Source organism: Tenacibaculum caenipelagi (genome assembly GCF_004363005.1).
Lineage (GTDB): Bacteria > Bacteroidota > Bacteroidia > Flavobacteriales > Flavobacteriaceae > Polaribacter > Polaribacter caenipelagi.
The window spans coordinates 349,361-368,532 of record NZ_SNYH01000001.1; the positions used below are offsets into that span (position 1 = coordinate 349,361).

Sequence of the window (19,172 nt, forward strand, 5' to 3'; positions counted from 1 at the left end):
CTTCAGACACATGCACACAGCTTTTTCATATATATAACCGTTGAAAATAAAAAAACTCCAACTATAAATTACAGTTGGAGTTTTTTTTATATCACTTTATTATTTCTTAAAACAACTCTTCTACTTCAATAGTTAAGTTATTAATAAAGCTTTCTGCGTTTTTAATATCGTTATGCAATACTCTATCATCATTTACCACTGGTACATCTTGTCTAAACATTCCTACAAAAGAAGCCAAGAACTCAGAAGTGTTGTGTTTTCTAAAAGACAATCCTTGTGAAGCATTCATTAGTTCAATAGCCAATACCGAACATACATTGTCAATTACTTTTTTAGCTTTTACAGCTGCATTTGCCCCCATACTTACGTGATCTTCTTGTCCGTTACTCGACACAATAGAATCAATACTCGATGGTGTACAGAATTGCTTATTTGCACTTACAATACTTGCTGCTGTATACTGCGGAATCATGAATCCACTATTCAATCCTGGGTTAGAAACCAAAAATGCTGGTAATCCTCGTAATCCAGAAACTAACTGATACGTTCTTCTCTCTGAAATATTTCCTAACTCAGCAACAGCAATCGCTAAATAATCTAACGCTAACGCCAATGGTTGACCGTGAAAATTTCCACCAGAAACAATAATATCTTCGTTAACAAACACATTTGGGTTGTCGGTTACTGAATTGATTTCGGTCACAAATGTTTTCTTTACAAACTCTAAAGTATCTTTCGTTGCTCCGTGAACTTGCGGCATACATCTAAACGAATACGGATCTTGTACGTGTTCTTTCGGTTGTTCTATTAACTCACTGCCTTCTAATAATTCTTCAATACGTTTTGCCGTAGCTAACTGTCCGTTGTGTGGACGTACTAAATGAATCAACTCATTAAAAGGTTCTATTCTTCCATCAAAAGCCTCTAAAGAAACTGAACCAATTACATCTGCCAAGTATGATAATTTATATGCTTTTAATAAATTATGTACTCCATAAGCACTCATAAATTGAGTTCCATTTAACAATGCTAACCCCTCTTTAGATTGTAAATTGATTTTTTCCCATCCAAACTTTGTTAATAACGTTTCGCCAGAAATTTTCTCTCCTTCAAAATACACTTCTCCTAAACCAATTAATGGTAATGATAAATGCGCTAACGGAGCTAAATCTCCTGAGGCACCTAACGACCCTTGCGTATAAACAACAGGAAGAATATTATTATTGTAAAATTCAATCAAACGCTCAACTGTTGCTAATTGCACTCCTGAATGTCCATAGCTTAGTGATTGAATCTTAAGTAACAGCATTAATTTCACAATCTCTTGTGGCACTTCATCTCCCGTTCCGCAAGCGTGACTCATTACTAAGTTCTCTTGCAACTGCTGTAAGTTTTCACCACCAATCTTTACATTACACAACGAGCCAAAACCGGTATTGATTCCGTAAATAGGATCGCTATGAGTTTTCATCTTTTCATCAAGATACATACGACACTTTTGTATCTTTTCTTTTGATTCTTCTGATAATGAAAGCTTTTTATCTAGTAATAAAATACTATGAATATCTTCTAAACCTATTGGTTTTGAACTTATTATATGTGTAGTATCCATTTTAATATTTTTAAGGTGTACAAAGAACCTAAAAAAAGATAAATTTTCAAGGTCTTTTCTCTTAAAAAATAGCTTAACGCTCAAATAATATGTTAAAATCTTTGATTAAAACGTTAAAAAAAGTAACTTCGGCGCCTTAAACACCATAATACTTAAACCTTTAAATGATGAGAAAATTAGTACTTTTAGCCCTCATAGGAGTAAGCATAATTTCATGTAAGAAAGAAGAGCCGGTAAAAGATTATTTGATTTTATCTGGTAAAATTGAAAACTATAAAAAGAGAGACGTTACTTTATCTGGTTTCAGATTTGAAAAGAAAATAAAATTTGACAAGAATACTGGTTCTTTTATAGATACCTTAAAGATTGACAAAGACGGTTTTTACACTTTAATCTGCAACAAAAAACTTATTAATTTATACCTAACAAAAACAGACGATTCTGGTATTATTTTTGACTACAAAAACTCAAATATAATTAACTTTGAAGGTGTAAACGCAAACATTAATGACTACTTTCAACTAAAACAAAAAACGTGGGAAGATATATTAGTGAATGCTAATAAATTATTCTCTCTAGAAGAAGAAGACTTTTTAAATAAAATAGAAGAATACAAAGATGCTTTGACTGAACTTTCTATTTCAAAGAAATTACCAGCAGAATTCTTAAAACAAGAAGTGAAAAATATTGATTACGAATGTTTAAGAAACTTATATAACTATCAAGACTACCATGTTACTTTAACAGGAAACAAAGATTTTAAAGTTTCTGAAAGCTTCCCTAACCCTTTAGAAAACTTTAACTACAGTAATGGTAATGACTATATGAATTCTTATTCTTATAGAGCTATGTTGGAAGCAGAGTTAAAGAACATCGCCAAAGAAAAAAACAAAGAAGGAGAAGATTTACCCTTAACTTATTTAGAAACAGTTCAAACTGAAGTTACGGATACAATCGCTAAAAACGATTTATTATATAACAGTGCTCAAAATAGTATTACATATACTAGTGATTTAAAAGAGTTTTATAGAAAATTTATGGCGTATTCTACTAATGAAGCACATAAAAAAGAGATTACCGCAGACTACAATATGTTAAAAACAACAGCTAAAGGTCAGCCTGCTCCTAAATTTAAAGATTTTGTAAATTATGACGGAGGCACTACTTCAATGGATGATTTATTAGGAAAAGGTAAGTACTTATATATTGATGTTTGGGCTACTTGGTGTAGTTACTGTAAGAGAGAAATTCCTTTATTAAAAAGGATGGAACAAGAGTATCATGGTAAAAACATTGAATTTGTAAGTATAAATGTTGATGATAAAGGCAACGAAGAAAAGTGGAAAGAAACTATCCAAGATAGAGAAATGACTGGAATACAGTTAATGGCAGGTGATAGTCACTTAAAACTAGAATGGGCACAAAACTTTTTAATTAAAGGATTACCTAGATTTATCTTAATTGACCCTGATGGAAACATTGTGAGTCCAAATGCTCCATTTCCTTCTGAAGGAGAGAAATTAATCAACATGTTTGATGAATTAGGTATATAAATTAGCTGTCCTATCTTAAAAATAGCGATACAAGATTAATTAACATCAAAGGTAGTAATTTTTTAAATTGCTACCTTTTGTTTTTATACGATTCAGGCAGGGCAGAATCATACTTTGTTTAAATTTATGATTTACCGTTAATTCATATTTTCCGACTAAAATTCATCATCCTTTTTCTATAATTTCACCAAGTATTCATGATTTTTTATAAATCGATTGAATAAAGTTAAAATTATGACTCCACGCTACATTATTTAAATTCCTCATTTTTTGTAGATATCATTTGATTAGGCATTAATAAATTATTCGAACAATGAGATCTTTTGTTACTTTAAATTTCTATTGCATTTTTCACTAACTTTCTCCTTGTTTCTAAAGAGATATTACCAATAAAAAGTAAAAGAAATTACATTAGATATGGCAAACTCTATCAGGAATATTGTCCAAATATATTTCCCTAAGACCTGATTCCTAGTGTAAAAACTAATACTAGAAAGCCCTACATACAATATATTAGAATAGGAGATAACTTGCTAATCATGTTCTACTAAAAACTTGACCATGACTTCTAGTATCTGAAACCGATACCTGGGGATAAAACAAAAGACGGAATAGTGAGAAACGATCAATAATATAAATGCAAAAGACCTAGTTCTCGCTATACAGTATCTTTAAAATCTGATGTAAAACCAAAACAAGTAAGACACGTATAGATCTAGAGATAGATTTAGAAGCTTTGAGTTTTCTTTCAATAGACAAAACACTGAAAACAAAACTTGTAACTATCTATTATTGAGTAAATAAATGGAAGAGAAAATAGATTTACCAACACAGAAAACACCTTCTGAAATAGTTGAATTAGGTAAGATATAAGTTATATTGAAAATAAAAAAACTACCGTTAGATATGGACTGCTATTGATAGATTTAGTAAAAGATTTGTCAATTTTTTTATAAAGATAGGTCTACAAAAACAGGGTTAAAACTTTGGAAAAAGCTAAAGAAAAAAACAAATTAATCATTTCTGTTCATCTTATTAGAAGAGTTACTGTAAGTCTATTCCTAATCATAAACATTTACAATTCAAAACAGAATTTTTTACAGTTGAAGTATATAGTTAAGACATTATCTTTCTAGATTTAGAAGAAAAACCAAGTGTTACACTAAAAATAAAACACATGATGCAAAAATCTTTGAAACTAATAATGCTAAAGAATTAAATATACTAATAAATAAACTCTCTAAATCTATTTTATTCAAGTGTAGTTTTGAAAATTTAATAGAAAAACTTACTAATTGATATTAGTTTTGTTGTCAAATCTCTTCTAGTTAGACAAAAGTTTCAAAATCTAACGGAAGGGTATTCAACAACAAAACTAGATTAATTACTCAGTTACCACACAATATCCTCGCCCAGTATTATAATCATAGAAATGATTATGATTTTCACAATCATCCTCCCATGCCCATGGATCTAAAGGGCAGCTAGTAGGTGCCTCTTGACCTCCTGAAATTTGTTTTAATTGATCTTGATTTAAAGCTTTTCCTAGACTAAAAATTGATTTTTTCATAATTTATATTATATAATTTTACTAGCTTCAATAGTACTACTTAACATTTAAGAAAAACATTAAAAACCCGTAAAAAAAGTAAGGTAAAACCATAACGTTATTAAAACACTAAATTAAAATCGATTATCTCCATCTAATAGATCTCCCAAGCCACCTAAAACACTACCTTCACCTCTATCTCCTTTTCCTGTTTGAGGAGCCATTGCTAATACTCTACCCGCTAAACGACTAAATGGTAACGATTGAATATATACAGTTCCAGGTCCTTTAAGAGTCGCAAAGAACAACCCTTCTCCTCCAAATATGGTATTCTTAATTCCACCAACAAATTCAATATCATAATCTACACCTTGAGTAAATCCTACAATACAACCAGTATCTACTTTTAAAACCTCACCCGGTTGTAATACTTTTTTTGCCATAGTACCTCCAGCATGCACAAACCCAATTCCGTCTCCTTCCATTTTTTGCATGATAAAACCTTCTCCTCCAAACAATCCTCTACCTAAACGTTTTGAAAACTCAATTCCAATAGACACTCCTTTTGCTGCACATAAAAAAGCATCTTTCTGACAAATAAATTTCCCTCCAAACTCCGTTAGATCTATCGGAATTATTTTTCCTGGATAAGGTGAAGCAAATGAAACTTGTTTTTTACCTTGACCAGTATTTGTAAATACCGTCATAAATAGACTTTCTCCTGTTAAAATTCTTTTTCCTGCTGAAAAAATTTTTCCTAGTAATCCTGTTTCTTGATTTGATCCATCACCAAAAATGGTGTTCATAGTTACACCAGCATCCATCATCATAAAGCTACCGCTTTCTGCGACCACTCCTTCTTGCGGGTCTAATTCTACTTCAACATACTGCATTTCTTCTCCGAAAATGCGATAATCAATTTCGTGTGCGTTCATAATTTTTTAATTTTATCTATTAGACTTCAAAAAATCTAGTTTGTTACGATTTTACTTTCAAACTCCATTCGTATTCAAATTTTGACACAGAAACACCTTCTTCATTAAATCCCTCTGAGGTAACCGTTACCGTTTGTCCTTCACCCGTATTAATAGACTTTTGTATTGTTTCTCTAATCAATTTTCCATCATTACATTCAAAACGAATTTTACCAGTAGCCTTTTTAGTAAACGTTCCATTCATATTAGTAACTAACATCGATATTTTTCTGTTCGATGCATCAATTTCTTTCATTACCAAAATTCCTGTTGAAAGTTCAGATGCCATTCCTTGCACTGCCCAAAACATCGATTTAAAAGGATTTTGATTTACCCATCTATAAGTTACTTTAACCTCAGCAGAATCATCAGAAAGCGATTTAACACGTACTCCTGTAAAAAAAGCCGAAGGCAATTTAAAAAATAAAAAAGCATTAATTTTTCTTGGTGTAAACTTCATTTCATTAGTATTTACAGGCAATGTACCGCTTTTTATTCAATTATAAAATATGAATCAAATGTTAAATTTTGTTAATTTTTAGTACCATGTATTGCATAATACTATTTAAAAGACATATATTTGCATTGTAAAGTATTATATAATTCATATTATCATGCAACACAACAACCAAAATACCAATGCTTTTTTAATACATATATCTGCTTTTGCAGGCTATTTATTTCCGTTAGGAAGTATTATCACACCTTTAATATTATGGCAAACCTTAAAAGAAAGATGTACTTTTTTAGACGAACACGGTAAAGAAGCGGTAAACTTTAATATTAGTTTCGGATTATACATCTTTATATTAAGTGCCTCTTTTATCCCTTTCTTTTTCGGAAACTTATTTAACTGTTTCAATGGAATTGACTTTGATTTTGACGGACATCATGGATTTAGAAGTCTATTTGGGTTTATAGGAATTGCCTCTTTGGCAGGTATTATTTCACTCATTAAACTAGCATTGATAATTATAGCTGCCATGAAAGCAAACAAAGGAGAAATGTATCATTATCCTTTTACTATAAAATTTATAAAATAACCATAAACCGCATTACATGAAGATAGAAAACACAAAAGCACAAATGCGTAAAGGGGTTTTAGAATATTGCATCTTATCCATCTTACAAAAAGGAGATGCATACACTTCTGAAATACTCTCTAACCTTAAAAGTGCAGAAATGATTGTGGTTGAAGGAACCATTTATCCGTTACTTACCCGCTTAAAAAACGCAGGACTATTAAGTTACAGATGGGAAGAATCAACCTCTGGACCTCCAAGAAAATATTACGTACTCACCGAAAATGGTGGAATGTTTTTGAAAGAATTAGACAAAACATGGATTAATTTAGTAAACGCAGTAAACCAAGTAACAAGCACAAAATCAACTAAAGATGAATAAGACAATAAATATAAATTTAGGCGGATTTTTCTTCCATATAGATGAAACTGCTTACCAAAAATTAAAACGCTATTTAGATGCCATTGCGCGTTCTTTAAGCGATGACCCGCAAGGTAAAAACGAAATTATTGCTGACATTGAAGCTCGTATTAGTGAACTTTTATCAGAAAGAATAACTGATGCTCGTCAGGTAGTAAACGAAAGCGATATTGATGAAATCATTGCTATCATGGGGCAACCTGAAGATTATGCTGAAGCAGAAGAAGCCTATAGCGAAAGCACTTCATACAACTACAAAAGAAACACCTCTAGCAAAAAAATGTTTAGAGACGGTGATGATAAGTTTTTAGGTGGGGTTTGTTCTGGACTTGGACACTATTTCAATATTGATGTAGTTTGGATACGTTTGGCTTTCCTTATTTTAACATTAGCTGGATTTGGTTTCGGAATTATAGGATACATCATTCTATGGGTTATACTACCAGAAGCTAAAACTACCTCTGAAAAATTACAGATGGAAGGTGAAGCAGTAAATATTGATAATATTGAAAAAAAAATTCGAACTGAGTTTGAAAACCTTTCTTCAAAGGTAAAGGAAGGCGCCCATGATTTATCGGATAAAATTTCAAATGCTGATTACCAAAAACTACGCAACCAAACTAAATCTGGTTTTCAGGATTTTTTAGACACAATGGGAAAAATTTTAGTAACCCTATTTAAAGTGTTTGGTAAATTCATGGGCGTTTTACTAATCTTTATTGCTGGTATTACGATTATTACATTGTTGTTAGGTGTATTTTCAGTAGGGAGTTTAGAATTTTTAAATTTTGATGGAGATTTTATTCATTACCCTCCTTTCTTCTACGATTCGGAAATGCCAAAATGGTTACTAATGACATTTTTATTCTTCTTAATAGGAATTCCGTTCATTGTGCTATTCATTTTAGGATTACGAATATTATCACCTAACGTAAAAAGATTGAGCACTGCTGCTATCCTAACTTTATTTGGACTTTGGTTAGTATCGTTATTAGCAATTGGCTTTTCAGGAATCGAATATTTTACTACTCATGCTTATGATGGTACTCATGTAACAAAACACAGCATTACATATAATCCAGAAGAACCTTTAAAAGTACGTGTGGTAAACGATGATAACATTTATTATCTGCACAATTTACGTAGCAGAGACAATTCTTTAACTGTAACTGTTGAGGATAAAGAAATGAAATATTCAAACGATGTAAATATTGATGTTCGCAAGAGCGAAACAGGCAATGCCTATATCGAAATCAAAAAAAGCTCGGAAGGAAGAAAGCGTCATAATGCCAATAACAATGCAGAAGCTATTCAGTATAAATTTAAAAGTGACAACAATACCATAGTTTTTGATGCTTTCTTTTTAAGCGAGTACAAAAACATATGGAAAGATGAAGAAATTGATGCTGTACTATACATTCCAGAAGGAACCACTGTATATTTTGAAGGATCATCTCGTAACTTTTTAGATCGTGTAAAAAACACTCAAAACATTTACGATCGAGATATGGCAAACCATCATTTTAAAATGACTTCTAGAGGTTTTGAGTGTATGGATTGTGACGATGAAGACAACAACGATGAAGACAATGATGATAGCTGGAACTCTAATAATGATAATGATCTAAGTTTTTTATTTGACAGTACAATAAATGATGTAAAAGCTGAACTAATCATTACAAAAGAAACCACCAAAAAGCAATTAGAAAAACTAGCTGAATGGTTTAAAGACCGTAAAGATATTGACATCGATTTTTCCGATTCTGAATTTTACCCTGATGGCAGAATTAAAAGCTACTCCTTAACTGTAGATTGTAATGACGGTTTTAACGGAAAAAGCACTTTCAAAGGGATTATTGTTAATGACGGTAAACACGGATTTACAAGAAAATATAACGAAGAAGATAAAAGCTTAGCTTTTAAAATTTGGTAATCGTATAAACTGAAAAACTATGAACGATTTATTTGACTTCTTTTTTAAAGGAAACTTCTTTATGAAAATACTTACGTTGCTATATACCCTATTACTATCATGGGTAATGAACGGACAGGTACAAGAAATTCCAAATTACAAACCTGTTGACCTTGATTTGCACAATCAAATTGTGAAAATGGATAGCATTTTCTTTAATGCTTACAATACTTGTGATATACAAACACAAGCTGATATCTTAAGCAATGACATAGAGTTTTTTCACGACAAAGGAGGTGTATCGACCTCTAAAAGTGAAATCGTGGCATCTACTAAAAAGAATATTTGTGGTAAGGTTACCCGTACTTTAATAAAAGGAAGTATTGAGGTATATCCTATACACCAATACGGAGCTGTGGAGATTGGATATCATAAATTTTTCAACAATCAAGAACCCGATGCCAAATCTATTCCTAGTAAGTTTATTACTATATGGAAAAAAGAACACGACAAATGGCTTATGACAAAAATTATCAGCCTACATTAAAATATAGTTGACACTAACAACATTAGTTCATTGGTTAGCTAACTCCGATGACACTAATACTTGGTTTTATTAGTTTAAAAGCCAAAGCTGTATAGCTTTGGCTTTTTCTTTATATTTGAGTAAACAGTAAAAGAATAAAATTGCTAAAAGTTTCTTCTTATCCTGCCATAGTAAGAGTATGACGGTAATTTTATTCTACATATAAACAAGTTGTGTATAAGTTAAACTCAAAATGGACAAACAAAAGTTAAATACGAATGTAAACGAGGATAACTTAAATCATACTTTTAAGAACATCCTTCTATTAGAGAAATTATTTATTTTAGAAATAAGAAAAATATATGAAATTGAAGATGGTATTACTAAAATAAACCACTATATAATGTCAATAGCAAACAGAGCAATTTCTTTAAATAGAGGTTTTGTAACACTAGCAGAGTCTAATAATTATCAAACCGCTATTTCATTATAAGATTATATGCTATGAGCTTGTATAGTGATTCAGGTGAATTTTATGAAAAAGTAATAAATGGAGAACCTGTTAGAAATCTAAGAGACAGAGATGGTAATAAAATGACAGACAATTACCTAGTCACAAAAATTGATAGAATTTTCCCTCAATTTAAATCATTGTACAAAAAACTAAGTGGACACATTCATTTTTCATCTGAACATTTTTATTTCAATAATAATATTGAAAAAGACACCTACTCAATATCTGTGGGAAATATTGAAAATTTGAATATTGCTAAAAAAGTAGATTATACATTTAATATGTTTTTGATTGGTAAAGACCTTTTGAAAATAATATCAGATTATAGAGTAGAAACTACAAATTGAAAAACCTACGCACAACAACGTATATAATTTATTACTAGTACGATCCTACTTACGAAAATCCTCTCGGATTTTCTATTTGTTTTGTATTTGCTAAATTGGACATTTAAACAACGTAACTAACCCCTACAAGTACATTTAAAAAAATAACATGAAACTTTATAGAATAATATTACCAGTTACTGATATAGAAAAGGCTGTCAGCTTTTATTCTGATATTTTAGGAATTGAAGGAGTTCGTGTTTCACCTGGAAGACATTATTTCAACTTACAAGGAACAATATTGGCTTGTTATGACCCCGTTGCTGATGGTGATGAGATTAAAACCCAATGGGTCTTTCATGAAAATCAATATATCTATATAGCTACTCCTAACCTTGATAAAATTTTTGAAAAAATTAGAAAATCGAACTGCTTGTATGTAGACGACAAAATAAGCAGTATGCCATGGGGAGAACGGTTATTTTATGTCAATGACCCTTTTAAAAACCCAATTTGCTTTGTTGATGAAACTACCATCTTTACCGGAGATTAAAATTGAACATACAAAATAGAACTCTTTTAAGTAAAGAAAGTTTAGTTTCTCAAGCCAGTACTTCAAACCTATTACCTCTTTTAAAAAGCTAGTTAAAAAACACAGTTAACCACTATACAAGCATTTCAAATTCAACCCTCAAACCATTGGAAACAATTGAACATTTTTTTAAAAAACAGGAGATTTTCATCAAATATTCTTAGAGATAAGAATTCTAAATTATGAGAAGTATCAAAAATTGCAAAAAGAAATTGAATGAAATAAATTCTTTAAATTATTAATAGATCAACTTTTTGTAAAAAAATGCCAAAAAAACCACAGAAAAACCAAATAAAAAAGAGCTTTTTTATCAGAAATAAACTCAACCAAGTAACTGAGAAATAATCAACTCCCACAACTCTTCTATTTATAATTAGTAACATATATTTCATCACAAAACATTACCTTTAATCTCACAACTAACTATCACACAAGGTTATTGCTTTTAATTTAGATTGTGATACTACTCTTAAACTTACATGATGAATAAGATGAAAGACTTGTTGATTAATAATAAATTTGTAAAAATTGGTGAACTTGTTCTCATCTTTATTATTGCTTTTGGATTTATAAAAATATTCACACCTTTAGCAGGAGACAATATTGTTCATAAACAAATAGTAATATGGTTTGCCAATATTTTAATGTTAATCTATGTTTGGATTGGAATAAAATTACGGGATCAAAAATTGACCTATTTCGGTTTATCCTTTGGTAAAATAACTTTAAAAGAATGCTTTAAAACTATTTTGATTTCAATCGGTGTATTTATTGCTGCTGTTGCAGCCTTTATCATCGGATCAATTATAATGGCTAATATAACAGGCATACCTGAAAGTTCTGATTTAAGTAATTATGAATATTTGCAAAATAATATTAGCATGTTAATTATAACCTTGATAGGTACATACATTGTAGCATCTTTTGGTGAAGAGGTTATTTATAGAGGATTTATTATTAACAGACTAATCGAGTTAGGTTTAAATTCAAAATTAGGAAAGAACCTTGCAATTATTATTAGTGCTGTTATATTTGGTTTAGTACATTACCAGTGGGGACCAATGGGAATTGTCCAAACTGGTTTCATGGGGGCAGTACTTGGATATTTTTATTTAAAACTCAAAAAAAGAATTTGGATATTAGTTCTAGCACATGGATATATGGATACAATACTAATGATTCAAGTATATTTATCTAACAATTGAATATAAATACTGTTTAAAATAAGAATAAGTGAAATCAATTCCTAATTCAAATTATTTAAACATCATACAGATAGTTCATCAATAAGTTGCTCTTTTTTGTACTAGCTATTATTTACAAGTAAAAAACTAACAATGACATTTAACGAAATTTGGATTACACATAAAAACTATATCTTAAATTTTATCAAAACAAAAGTTAAAGATGAACATATTGCCAATGATATATTGCAAGAAGTTGGTGTAAAACTACACCAGAGTTTGGCTAAGAAAACAGCTATAAAAAATTATAAAAACTGGCTTTTTCAAGTAACAAGAAATACAATTGCAGATTACTATAGAAAACACAAAAAACATGCAGAATTAACAAACTATCAATCCAAAGCAAACTCAGATCCTAACATTTGTATTTGCGACTTGTCTGGGTTTGTCATTAAAAACTATTTACCAGAAGAATATGGTACTCCCCTTTATTTAAGTGATATTGAACAAAAACCACAAAAAGAAATTGCCAAAACATTAAATTTAAGTTTAACTGCAACAAAATCAAGAATACAAAGAGGCCGAAAAAAGTTAAAAGAAATGGTTAGCGAATGCATTGATATATCTTATAATAATAGAGGTCAGATAACTGATTTACAACTAAAAAAGAACTGCAACCTCCCAAAAGAATTAAAACACGAAATAGAAAGAATAAATTTAATTCCATAATGCTGCGTCTTTTTACTTTCTCTTAACGACTACAATAGAAAGTAAACAAATGAAATATAAAACAGCATCTTATGTAGCTGTACCAGTATTGCTAACTTTCACAGGTACATTAGGTTATTTAACCATTAAAAATGATTGGAGTTTTGAAATAGCATCTTATACTATTTTTCTATTTACATTAATTTATATACTAATTTTAGAACGGATTATTCCTCTAAAACAAAAATGGAAACCTCATAAACTGACCATCTGGACAGATATTAAACATTTCATCTTTTCAACAGCTCTCTTTGATGCTTTAGGAAAAACTTTAGCTCTTTCTTTGATTGTTTATATTCAAAAACACTTCTTTACCTCATCTAATTATTGGGATACATTACCTTTTGTAGTAACTTATATTATAGCAAATTTAATCGGTGAGTTCTTACCTTATGTTTACCATAGAGTAAGTCATAAAGGAAATTCCAATTCATATATAAGTCTTCTTTTATGGAAAATTCATTCTATTCATCATTTACCAACAAGTTTAAATTGGTTTAAAACAAATTGGATTCATCCTATAAATATGCTTCTGAATACACTATTAAAAATGACTCCCATTTTGTTTTTGGGATTTAGTGAAGAAATTATTTTTTTAGTTGGTATTACACATGTTATGATTGCTTATATCTCTCATGCTAATATTCAAACAAATAAAAGTTTTTTAGATTATTTGATTGTTACCCCACAAATTCACCACTTTCATCACAGTAAGAAAATGCAGGAAGCAAAAAATTTTGGAAATATTTTTCCTTTTTGGGATTTATTATTTGGTACATACTATAATAGAAAAGGATCTGTTGATAAAGTTGGGGTTATTATAAATCCTGGAGTAAATTATCCAAAAGACAAAGAATATCTTAAACAACTAGTATTTCCTATAACAACAACAAAAGATTGTTGTACATAAAATAGATCAAACGGTATATAACAAGATGTAAACACAATAATGACTAAAATCTCGATTAGAAACTTCACTTCATTTTACTAATTTGGCGGTATCAGATAAAATCAGAATTGATTTTATCTGATACTTACTCAAACCTCTTATCTAAAAATATCCTTCAGTAAGCCTCCGTTTACTTAAATAAGTTTAAAAATAATAGCGCCTTAACACTAAATAAAAGTCACTATTCTTTTATATTTACAATCAAGTTTAATTGAAAATAACACTTTAAATTGCTATTCTTTTTATAAGAAACATTACTCAACTTTAACAAACTAACTACTTAAAATGAACAGACTTCTTTTAACCTTACTAACCATTTTTAGTTTTTCTTATGCTCATTCACAAGAGAATAAAATCAATCAAACAAAAATCAAAGAAGATTTAAATGAAATTTTAACCGATTTATCACAAGACTATATCTATTTAGAAGATAAAAATGTGGATTTAAATTGTATTAGAGAGTATTACGAAAAACAAATTCCTAATATTAAAACCAACGAACAAACGGTTCTTTTTTTTGAATATCTATTGAATGAGTTTTATGACAGTCATCTTATTTTAAATACAAACCGAAAATCTTCCTTCAGATTATATTCTTCTTTTTATGCTACGATAAAGAATGGTAAAGCTAGCATCTCAAATATTTGGCAAACTCAAATAAAAAATAGCAATCAAAACCTTATTGGTGCAGAAATATTAAAAATAAACGGAATCGATTTAGATAAGACTATAGAAAAATTTCCTTCTCATTGTAATGATAAAAACTCTCCTAATGTACGACAATGGATTGTCAACAAAATTTTAGCAGGTCGATACAATCAGCCAAGAATATTAACCTTAAGGTTAAGTAATAAAAAAATTATTGAACTTGATTTGGATAAGCTGAAGTTAAAATCAAACGATAGTCTTTTAACATCTACAATTGAAAATGGAATTGGTATAATTCGCATTCATAATTCTTTAGGTAATAATAACTTAGTTAGTGAATTTGACAAAGCTCTTAATGAGTTTAAAAACACAAAAGGATTAATCATAGATTTAAGAAATACTGTTGATGGTGGAAATTCTTATGTCGCACGTGGTATTATGAGTAGATTTATCAATACGCCTAAAGCCTATCAAAAACACTGGACTGTAGAGGAATATAATGGAAACCCTAAAGTAGAAAGAAGTTGGTTTGAATATGTAAGTCCTAGAAAAGAACAATATAAAAAACCTGTTGTTATTTTAGTTGGTCGTTGGACAGGAAGTATGGGTGAAGGTCTTGCTGTTGGGTTTGAAGGAATGGAAAGAGCCCAAATCGTAGGTTCGGAAATGGAAAGACTTGCAGGAGAAATGAATTTATTTTCGTTCAAAAACCAAAAATTTGGTTACCGTCTTTCAACTGCTAAACTTTTCCATGTTAATGGAACACCACGAGAAAAATACATTCCTACAAATTATGTAAAACAAACAACTACAGAAAAAGATGAAACTCTTGAAAAGGGAATTGAAATAATAGAAAAGAGGGTAAAATAAAAACTTTTCTATTTTTATACTTCTATAATTAAATTAAAAGTAGTACCAATAAATAAAACAATAACCTATTCTTTTTTCTCAACTAGTTAAAACAAATTAAATGACAAAATTTGCTGAAATTTCAAAATTTTTCAAAACAGAATTTCCATTAAATCAACACGGATTAGATGAGTTGTTTTCTTTGTTTAAGACAGAAAAATATGCTAAAGGAAGTATTTTACTTAAAGCAGATACTAAAGAAAAAAAACTACGTTTTTTAAATAAAGGTATCGTACGGGAATACTATGCTAATGAAGAAAAAGAGATAAATATTAATTTTTACACAAAACCTCAATTTATTTCCGACCTACTAGTCTTCAATCAAGACGCTACAACAAAAAAAAATCAGGAGTCTCTAACTTCTGTTGAAATGTTGAGTATTGAAAGACAACCCTTTTTTGATTTATTAGAAAAATATCAGTGCGGAAAAACTTTCGTTGAATCCTCATTTCAAAAACTGCTAAAACAGAAAGAATTGTTTGAGTTTAACCGCATAACCAAATCTCCTGATGTGTTATACAACGAGCTATTCATATACAAACCTGAATGGATACAAAAGATACCTCAATATCATTTAGCATCTTATTTAAACGTTACCCCAGAAACACTAAGCAGAATAAAAAAGCGTATTTCTTGATTTGAATCAATGAAAAAAGACATGGTATAAAAGACATTTGTAAACAACTAAAATGTTACAAAATGTTACAAATACATCAAATAAGAAACGCCACCATAATTATTGAAACTGAAAAAGATGTAATCCTTGTGGATCCTATGTTGGGCAACCAAGGAATCATGCCCCCTTTTACACTTTTTAGACATAAAGCAATCAAAAACCCAACGGTTCCTCTTCCAAAAAATACTCACTCAATTCTAAATAGAGTAACCCACTGTTTAATAACCCATCAACATCCAGATCATATTGACAGTACTGCCGTCAAATTTTTAATCAAAAATAATATTCCGGTTACTTGTAGTACCAAAGATGAAGATGCTTTTAAACAACGTGGACTAAATGTTATTCAAAGTTTAAAATACTGGGAAAAACAACCATTCTTAGGAGGAGAAATCGAAGGTATCCCCGCAAAACATGGCTACGGATTTGTTGCTAAACTCATGGGAAATGTACTTGGTTTTCATATAAAATTACCCAATCAAAAATCCATTTATCTTAGCTCTGATACTATATATACTGATGCTGTACATAAAGTATTAGAAGAATACAAACCCGAAATTAGTGTATTAGCTAGCGGTGCTGCTCAATTTGATGTATTCAAAAATCTAATTATGAATGTAGATGATATCATCAAATTTGTTAGAAATTCATCTGGTTTGGTTATAGCGAATCACATGGAAGCTATAAACCACTGCCCTTTAACTCGAAAAAAACTTAAAGAAATATTGATTCAAAACAATCTAGAAAAAAAGGTTGCTATTCCTGAAGATGGAGAATCAATAATTTTATAGATTGTATAAAAATAAAAACTCTGAAATATTTTACTAAGGCTTATATATTGAAACAAAGTCAAATTGACTTTTAAAAAACACTTTTTTAGTAAAAATTGTCTTTTTGGTTTTAAAAAACACATTTGTAAAAGTAAATTAACTCAAAACAAATATTAATAAAACAAAATTTACTTTTATAAGCGCTAAAAAAAATTAAAATCATTTAATTTGCAGCAAATTTCAATAAACTATGTCATCAAAAAATAAACTAGAAAGTTTTACTAATACAGCTGAAGAATTTGTCTCTCCAGAGTACATTCGTAATCGCTTCTCTAAAATTATGTCTGAAATGTACAAGAAAGAGGTACCACTTTATGGTGAGCTTCTTGATTTGGTTCATGGCATTAATGAAAATGTTCTTTCAGAGTCTAAAGAAATTGAAGAACAGCTAGCACATACTGGAGAATTAACTCGACTAGATATGGAACGCCACGGGGCAATTCGTTTAGGTAAGCCCTACGAGCTATTTACAATGAGACGTCTGTTTAAGGTTATGGGAATGTATTCTGTTGGTTACTATGATTTAGCCCCAGCTGGTGTTCCTGTTCATTCTACGGCGTTTAGAGCTATTGAAAGCACCGCTCTTAATCAAGCTCCATTCAGAGTTTTTACCTCTTTATTACGTATAGATTTAATTGATGATGCTCAGCTTCGTAACAATGTTGAAACTATTTTAGAAAAACGTCAAATTTTTACAGAAAAAGTTTTACAACTTATTGATAAATCTGAAAAAGAAGGAGGTTTAAATAAAGAAGATGCCGAAACCTTTGTTCTAGAAGCATTAGAAACTTTTCGTTGGCACGATACTGCTACCGTAGATTATGAAATGTACGAAGCTTTACTAAATCAACACAGATTAATTGCTGATGTAGTTGCTTTCAAAGGACCTCACATCAACCACCTAACCCCTAGAACTTTAGACATAGACAAGGTGCAAGTAAGTATGGAGGCTCGTAATATTCCACCAAAAGACAATATAGAAGGACCTCCTGCAAGAAAATGTCCTATTTTACTACGTCAAACAAGTTTTAAAGCATTGACCGAAAAAGTAACTTTTAAAAACAATGTTGAAAAAGAAGAAATGGGCGAACACAAAGCTCGTTTTGGTGAGATTGAACAACGTGGTGCAGCATTAACTCAAAAAGGGCTTGACTTGTATCATGAGCTGTTAGGTAAAACACGTAAAGCTATTGGTGGATCACCAACTGCCGAAAATGCCTCAGAATACAATAAATTATTAGCAGAAAACTTTAAAGTTTTCCCTGATAACTACAAAGAATTACACTCAAAAGAGTTGGCTTATTTCCATTATTTTACCACCGATAAAGTAAAAACTTTATCTAAAGATAAAGTGTATACAAAAGTAGATGTAAACCAATTATTAGAGGATGGTTATTTAAGCATAGAGCCTATGGTCTACGAAGATTTCTTGCCTGTAAGTGCAGCAGGGATTTTTGCTTCAAACCTAGGAACAGATGATGCTAAACGTGAATATCAAGGTACTTCTAATCAATCATTATTTGAAAAAGATTTAGGTGAACCTGTTTATACGTTAACAAAATGGTATGAAGACATGCAAGATGAAAGCATACAAAACTGCTTGGCAGAAATAAATGCTTAATCATAAAATCAAATATTAAAAAAGTGTAGCCGTAAATGTAGATTTGTGGCTACGCTTTTTTTCATTAAAGAGATTCTTTATCTTGTAGCTTACATTGAGTTTATTCTAACAAAACAAAATTATTCTTTTGGAAAATCAATTTGATTATATAGACAAACAAATACTATCAAAACTTCGTTTAGATGCTCGTAAAGCCTATTCGCAAATTGCAGATGAATTGAAAGTTTCTAACTCGTTAATTCATCAACGTATCAAAAAATTGACTGCGGAAGGTGTGATTAAAAATGCAGAGTTTGTTTTAGAAGAAAAAAGTTTAGGCTACAAGACCAAATCGTACACCGGTATTCGTTTGCGTGAAGCTCGTTTTGCCAAAGATGTAATGCGCGAATTAGAAAAAATCCCTGAGATAACCGAGTGTAATTTTGTATCAGGAAACTACGCCATTTTTATCTTGATTTATGCTAAAGACAATCAGCATTTGCAAAAAATACTCTATGATAAAGTGCATTTGATAAACGGAGTGGCTGGTACCGACACTTTTATCTGTTTCGATACCTGTTTTAAACGAAACGTTCCAATTGAATAA

20 protein-coding genes are annotated in these 19,172 nt (G+C 30.2%); 16 read left to right on the forward strand and 4 right to left on the reverse strand.

Translation table 11 applies throughout. The annotated features are described in order from the left end of the window. Nucleotides 1-106 precede the first annotated feature (106 nt). Nucleotides 107-1,612 (reverse strand): histidine ammonia-lyase, encoded by a 1,506-nt coding sequence (gene hutH, locus DFQ07_RS01475; RefSeq protein ID WP_133534509.1) that lies wholly within the window; start codon nt 1,610-1,612, stop codon nt 107-109. A gap of 167 nt (nt 1,613-1,779) precedes the next feature. On the opposite strand from hutH, the gene DFQ07_RS01480 reads away from it, so the two are divergent. Beyond that, on the forward strand, nt 1,780-3,165 hold the full coding sequence (locus tag DFQ07_RS01480; protein ID WP_166627699.1) for a TlpA family protein disulfide reductase: 1,386 nt from the start codon (nt 1,780-1,782) through the stop codon (nt 3,163-3,165). A gap of 1,384 nt (nt 3,166-4,549) precedes the next feature. Here the strand turns inward: DFQ07_RS01480 and DFQ07_RS01485 are convergent. The 3 genes from DFQ07_RS01485 to DFQ07_RS01495 form a co-directional block, all read right to left on the reverse strand. Continuing rightward, complete coding sequence (locus tag DFQ07_RS01485; protein ID WP_133534511.1) at nt 4,550-4,735, reverse strand: hypothetical protein; 186 nt, start codon at nt 4,733-4,735, stop codon at nt 4,550-4,552. Between the two features lie 113 nt (nt 4,736-4,848). Next, nucleotides 4,849-5,649, reverse strand: a complete 801-nt coding sequence (locus DFQ07_RS01490; protein ID WP_133534512.1) for a TIGR00266 family protein — start codon at nt 5,647-5,649, stop codon at nt 4,849-4,851. Between the two features lie 43 nt (nt 5,650-5,692). After that, nucleotides 5,693-6,148 (reverse strand): DUF4442 domain-containing protein, encoded by a 456-nt coding sequence (locus DFQ07_RS01495; RefSeq protein ID WP_133534513.1) that lies wholly within the window; start codon nt 6,146-6,148, stop codon nt 5,693-5,695. A gap of 154 nt (nt 6,149-6,302) precedes the next feature. Between DFQ07_RS01495 and DFQ07_RS01500 the strand changes: the two genes are divergently transcribed. The 15 genes from DFQ07_RS01500 to DFQ07_RS01570 all read left to right on the forward strand — a co-directional run bounded on the left by DFQ07_RS01500 (nt 6,303) and on the right by DFQ07_RS01570 (nt 19,172). Then, nucleotides 6,303-6,731, forward strand: coding sequence for a DUF4870 domain-containing protein (locus DFQ07_RS01500; RefSeq protein ID WP_133534514.1), 429 nt, complete (start codon nt 6,303-6,305; stop codon nt 6,729-6,731). 16 nt (nt 6,732-6,747) lie between these two features. Next, complete coding sequence (locus DFQ07_RS01505; protein ID WP_133534515.1) at nt 6,748-7,092, forward strand: PadR family transcriptional regulator; 345 nt, start codon at nt 6,748-6,750, stop codon at nt 7,090-7,092. After that, a complete protein-coding gene (locus tag DFQ07_RS01510; protein ID WP_133534516.1) occupies nt 7,085-9,064 on the forward strand; it encodes a PspC domain-containing protein in 1,980 nt (659 codons plus the stop codon). The genes DFQ07_RS01505 and DFQ07_RS01510 overlap by 8 nt, the downstream gene beginning before the upstream one ends. Before the next feature lie 19 nt (nt 9,065-9,083). Then, a complete protein-coding gene (locus DFQ07_RS01515; RefSeq protein WP_243743910.1) occupies nt 9,084-9,590 on the forward strand; it encodes a nuclear transport factor 2 family protein in 507 nt (168 codons plus the stop codon). A gap of 232 nt (nt 9,591-9,822) precedes the next feature. Beyond that, complete coding sequence (locus tag DFQ07_RS01520) at nt 9,823-10,062, forward strand: hypothetical protein (protein ID WP_133534517.1); 240 nt, start codon at nt 9,823-9,825, stop codon at nt 10,060-10,062. Nucleotides 10,063-10,073: 11 nt separating this feature from the next. Then, nucleotides 10,074-10,430: a hypothetical protein gene (locus DFQ07_RS01525; protein WP_133534518.1), complete on the forward strand. Its 357-nt coding sequence runs from the start codon at nt 10,074-10,076 to the stop codon at nt 10,428-10,430. A 148-nt stretch (nt 10,431-10,578) separates the two neighbouring features. After that, the gene (locus tag DFQ07_RS01530) at nt 10,579-10,962 is read left to right on the forward strand and encodes a VOC family protein (protein WP_133534519.1); all 384 of its coding nucleotides are present in this window, start codon (nt 10,579-10,581) and stop codon (nt 10,960-10,962) included. 521 nt (nt 10,963-11,483) lie between these two features. Further along, the gene (locus DFQ07_RS01535; protein ID WP_243743911.1) at nt 11,484-12,206 is read left to right on the forward strand and encodes a CPBP family intramembrane glutamic endopeptidase; all 723 of its coding nucleotides are present in this window, start codon (nt 11,484-11,486) and stop codon (nt 12,204-12,206) included. A gap of 132 nt (nt 12,207-12,338) precedes the next feature. Beyond that, nucleotides 12,339-12,914: a sigma-70 family RNA polymerase sigma factor gene (locus DFQ07_RS01540; protein WP_133534521.1), complete on the forward strand. Its 576-nt coding sequence runs from the start codon at nt 12,339-12,341 to the stop codon at nt 12,912-12,914. A 49-nt stretch (nt 12,915-12,963) separates the two neighbouring features. After that, entirely contained in the window at nt 12,964-13,863 is a 900-nt protein-coding gene (locus DFQ07_RS01545; RefSeq protein ID WP_133534522.1) for a sterol desaturase family protein, read from the forward strand. Nucleotides 13,864-14,187: 324 nt separating this feature from the next. Continuing rightward, nucleotides 14,188-15,420: a S41 family peptidase gene (locus DFQ07_RS01550; RefSeq protein WP_133534523.1), complete on the forward strand. Its 1,233-nt coding sequence runs from the start codon at nt 14,188-14,190 to the stop codon at nt 15,418-15,420. Nucleotides 15,421-15,520: 100 nt separating this feature from the next. Continuing rightward, complete coding sequence (locus DFQ07_RS01555) at nt 15,521-16,096, forward strand: Crp/Fnr family transcriptional regulator (RefSeq protein ID WP_133534524.1); 576 nt, start codon at nt 15,521-15,523, stop codon at nt 16,094-16,096. 62 nt (nt 16,097-16,158) lie between these two features. Then, nucleotides 16,159-16,926 carry an MBL fold metallo-hydrolase gene (locus DFQ07_RS01560; RefSeq protein WP_133534525.1) on the forward strand — a complete coding sequence of 256 codons (768 nt, stop codon included), beginning with the start codon at nt 16,159-16,161 and terminating at the stop codon, nt 16,924-16,926. A 229-nt stretch (nt 16,927-17,155) separates the two neighbouring features. Next, nucleotides 17,156-18,586 (forward strand): 2-oxoadipate dioxygenase/decarboxylase HglS, encoded by a 1,431-nt coding sequence (gene hglS, locus DFQ07_RS01565; protein ID WP_133534526.1) that lies wholly within the window; start codon nt 17,156-17,158, stop codon nt 18,584-18,586. Between the two features lie 127 nt (nt 18,587-18,713). Next, nucleotides 18,714-19,172: an Lrp/AsnC family transcriptional regulator gene (locus DFQ07_RS01570; protein WP_243743912.1), complete on the forward strand. Its 459-nt coding sequence runs from the start codon at nt 18,714-18,716 to the stop codon at nt 19,170-19,172.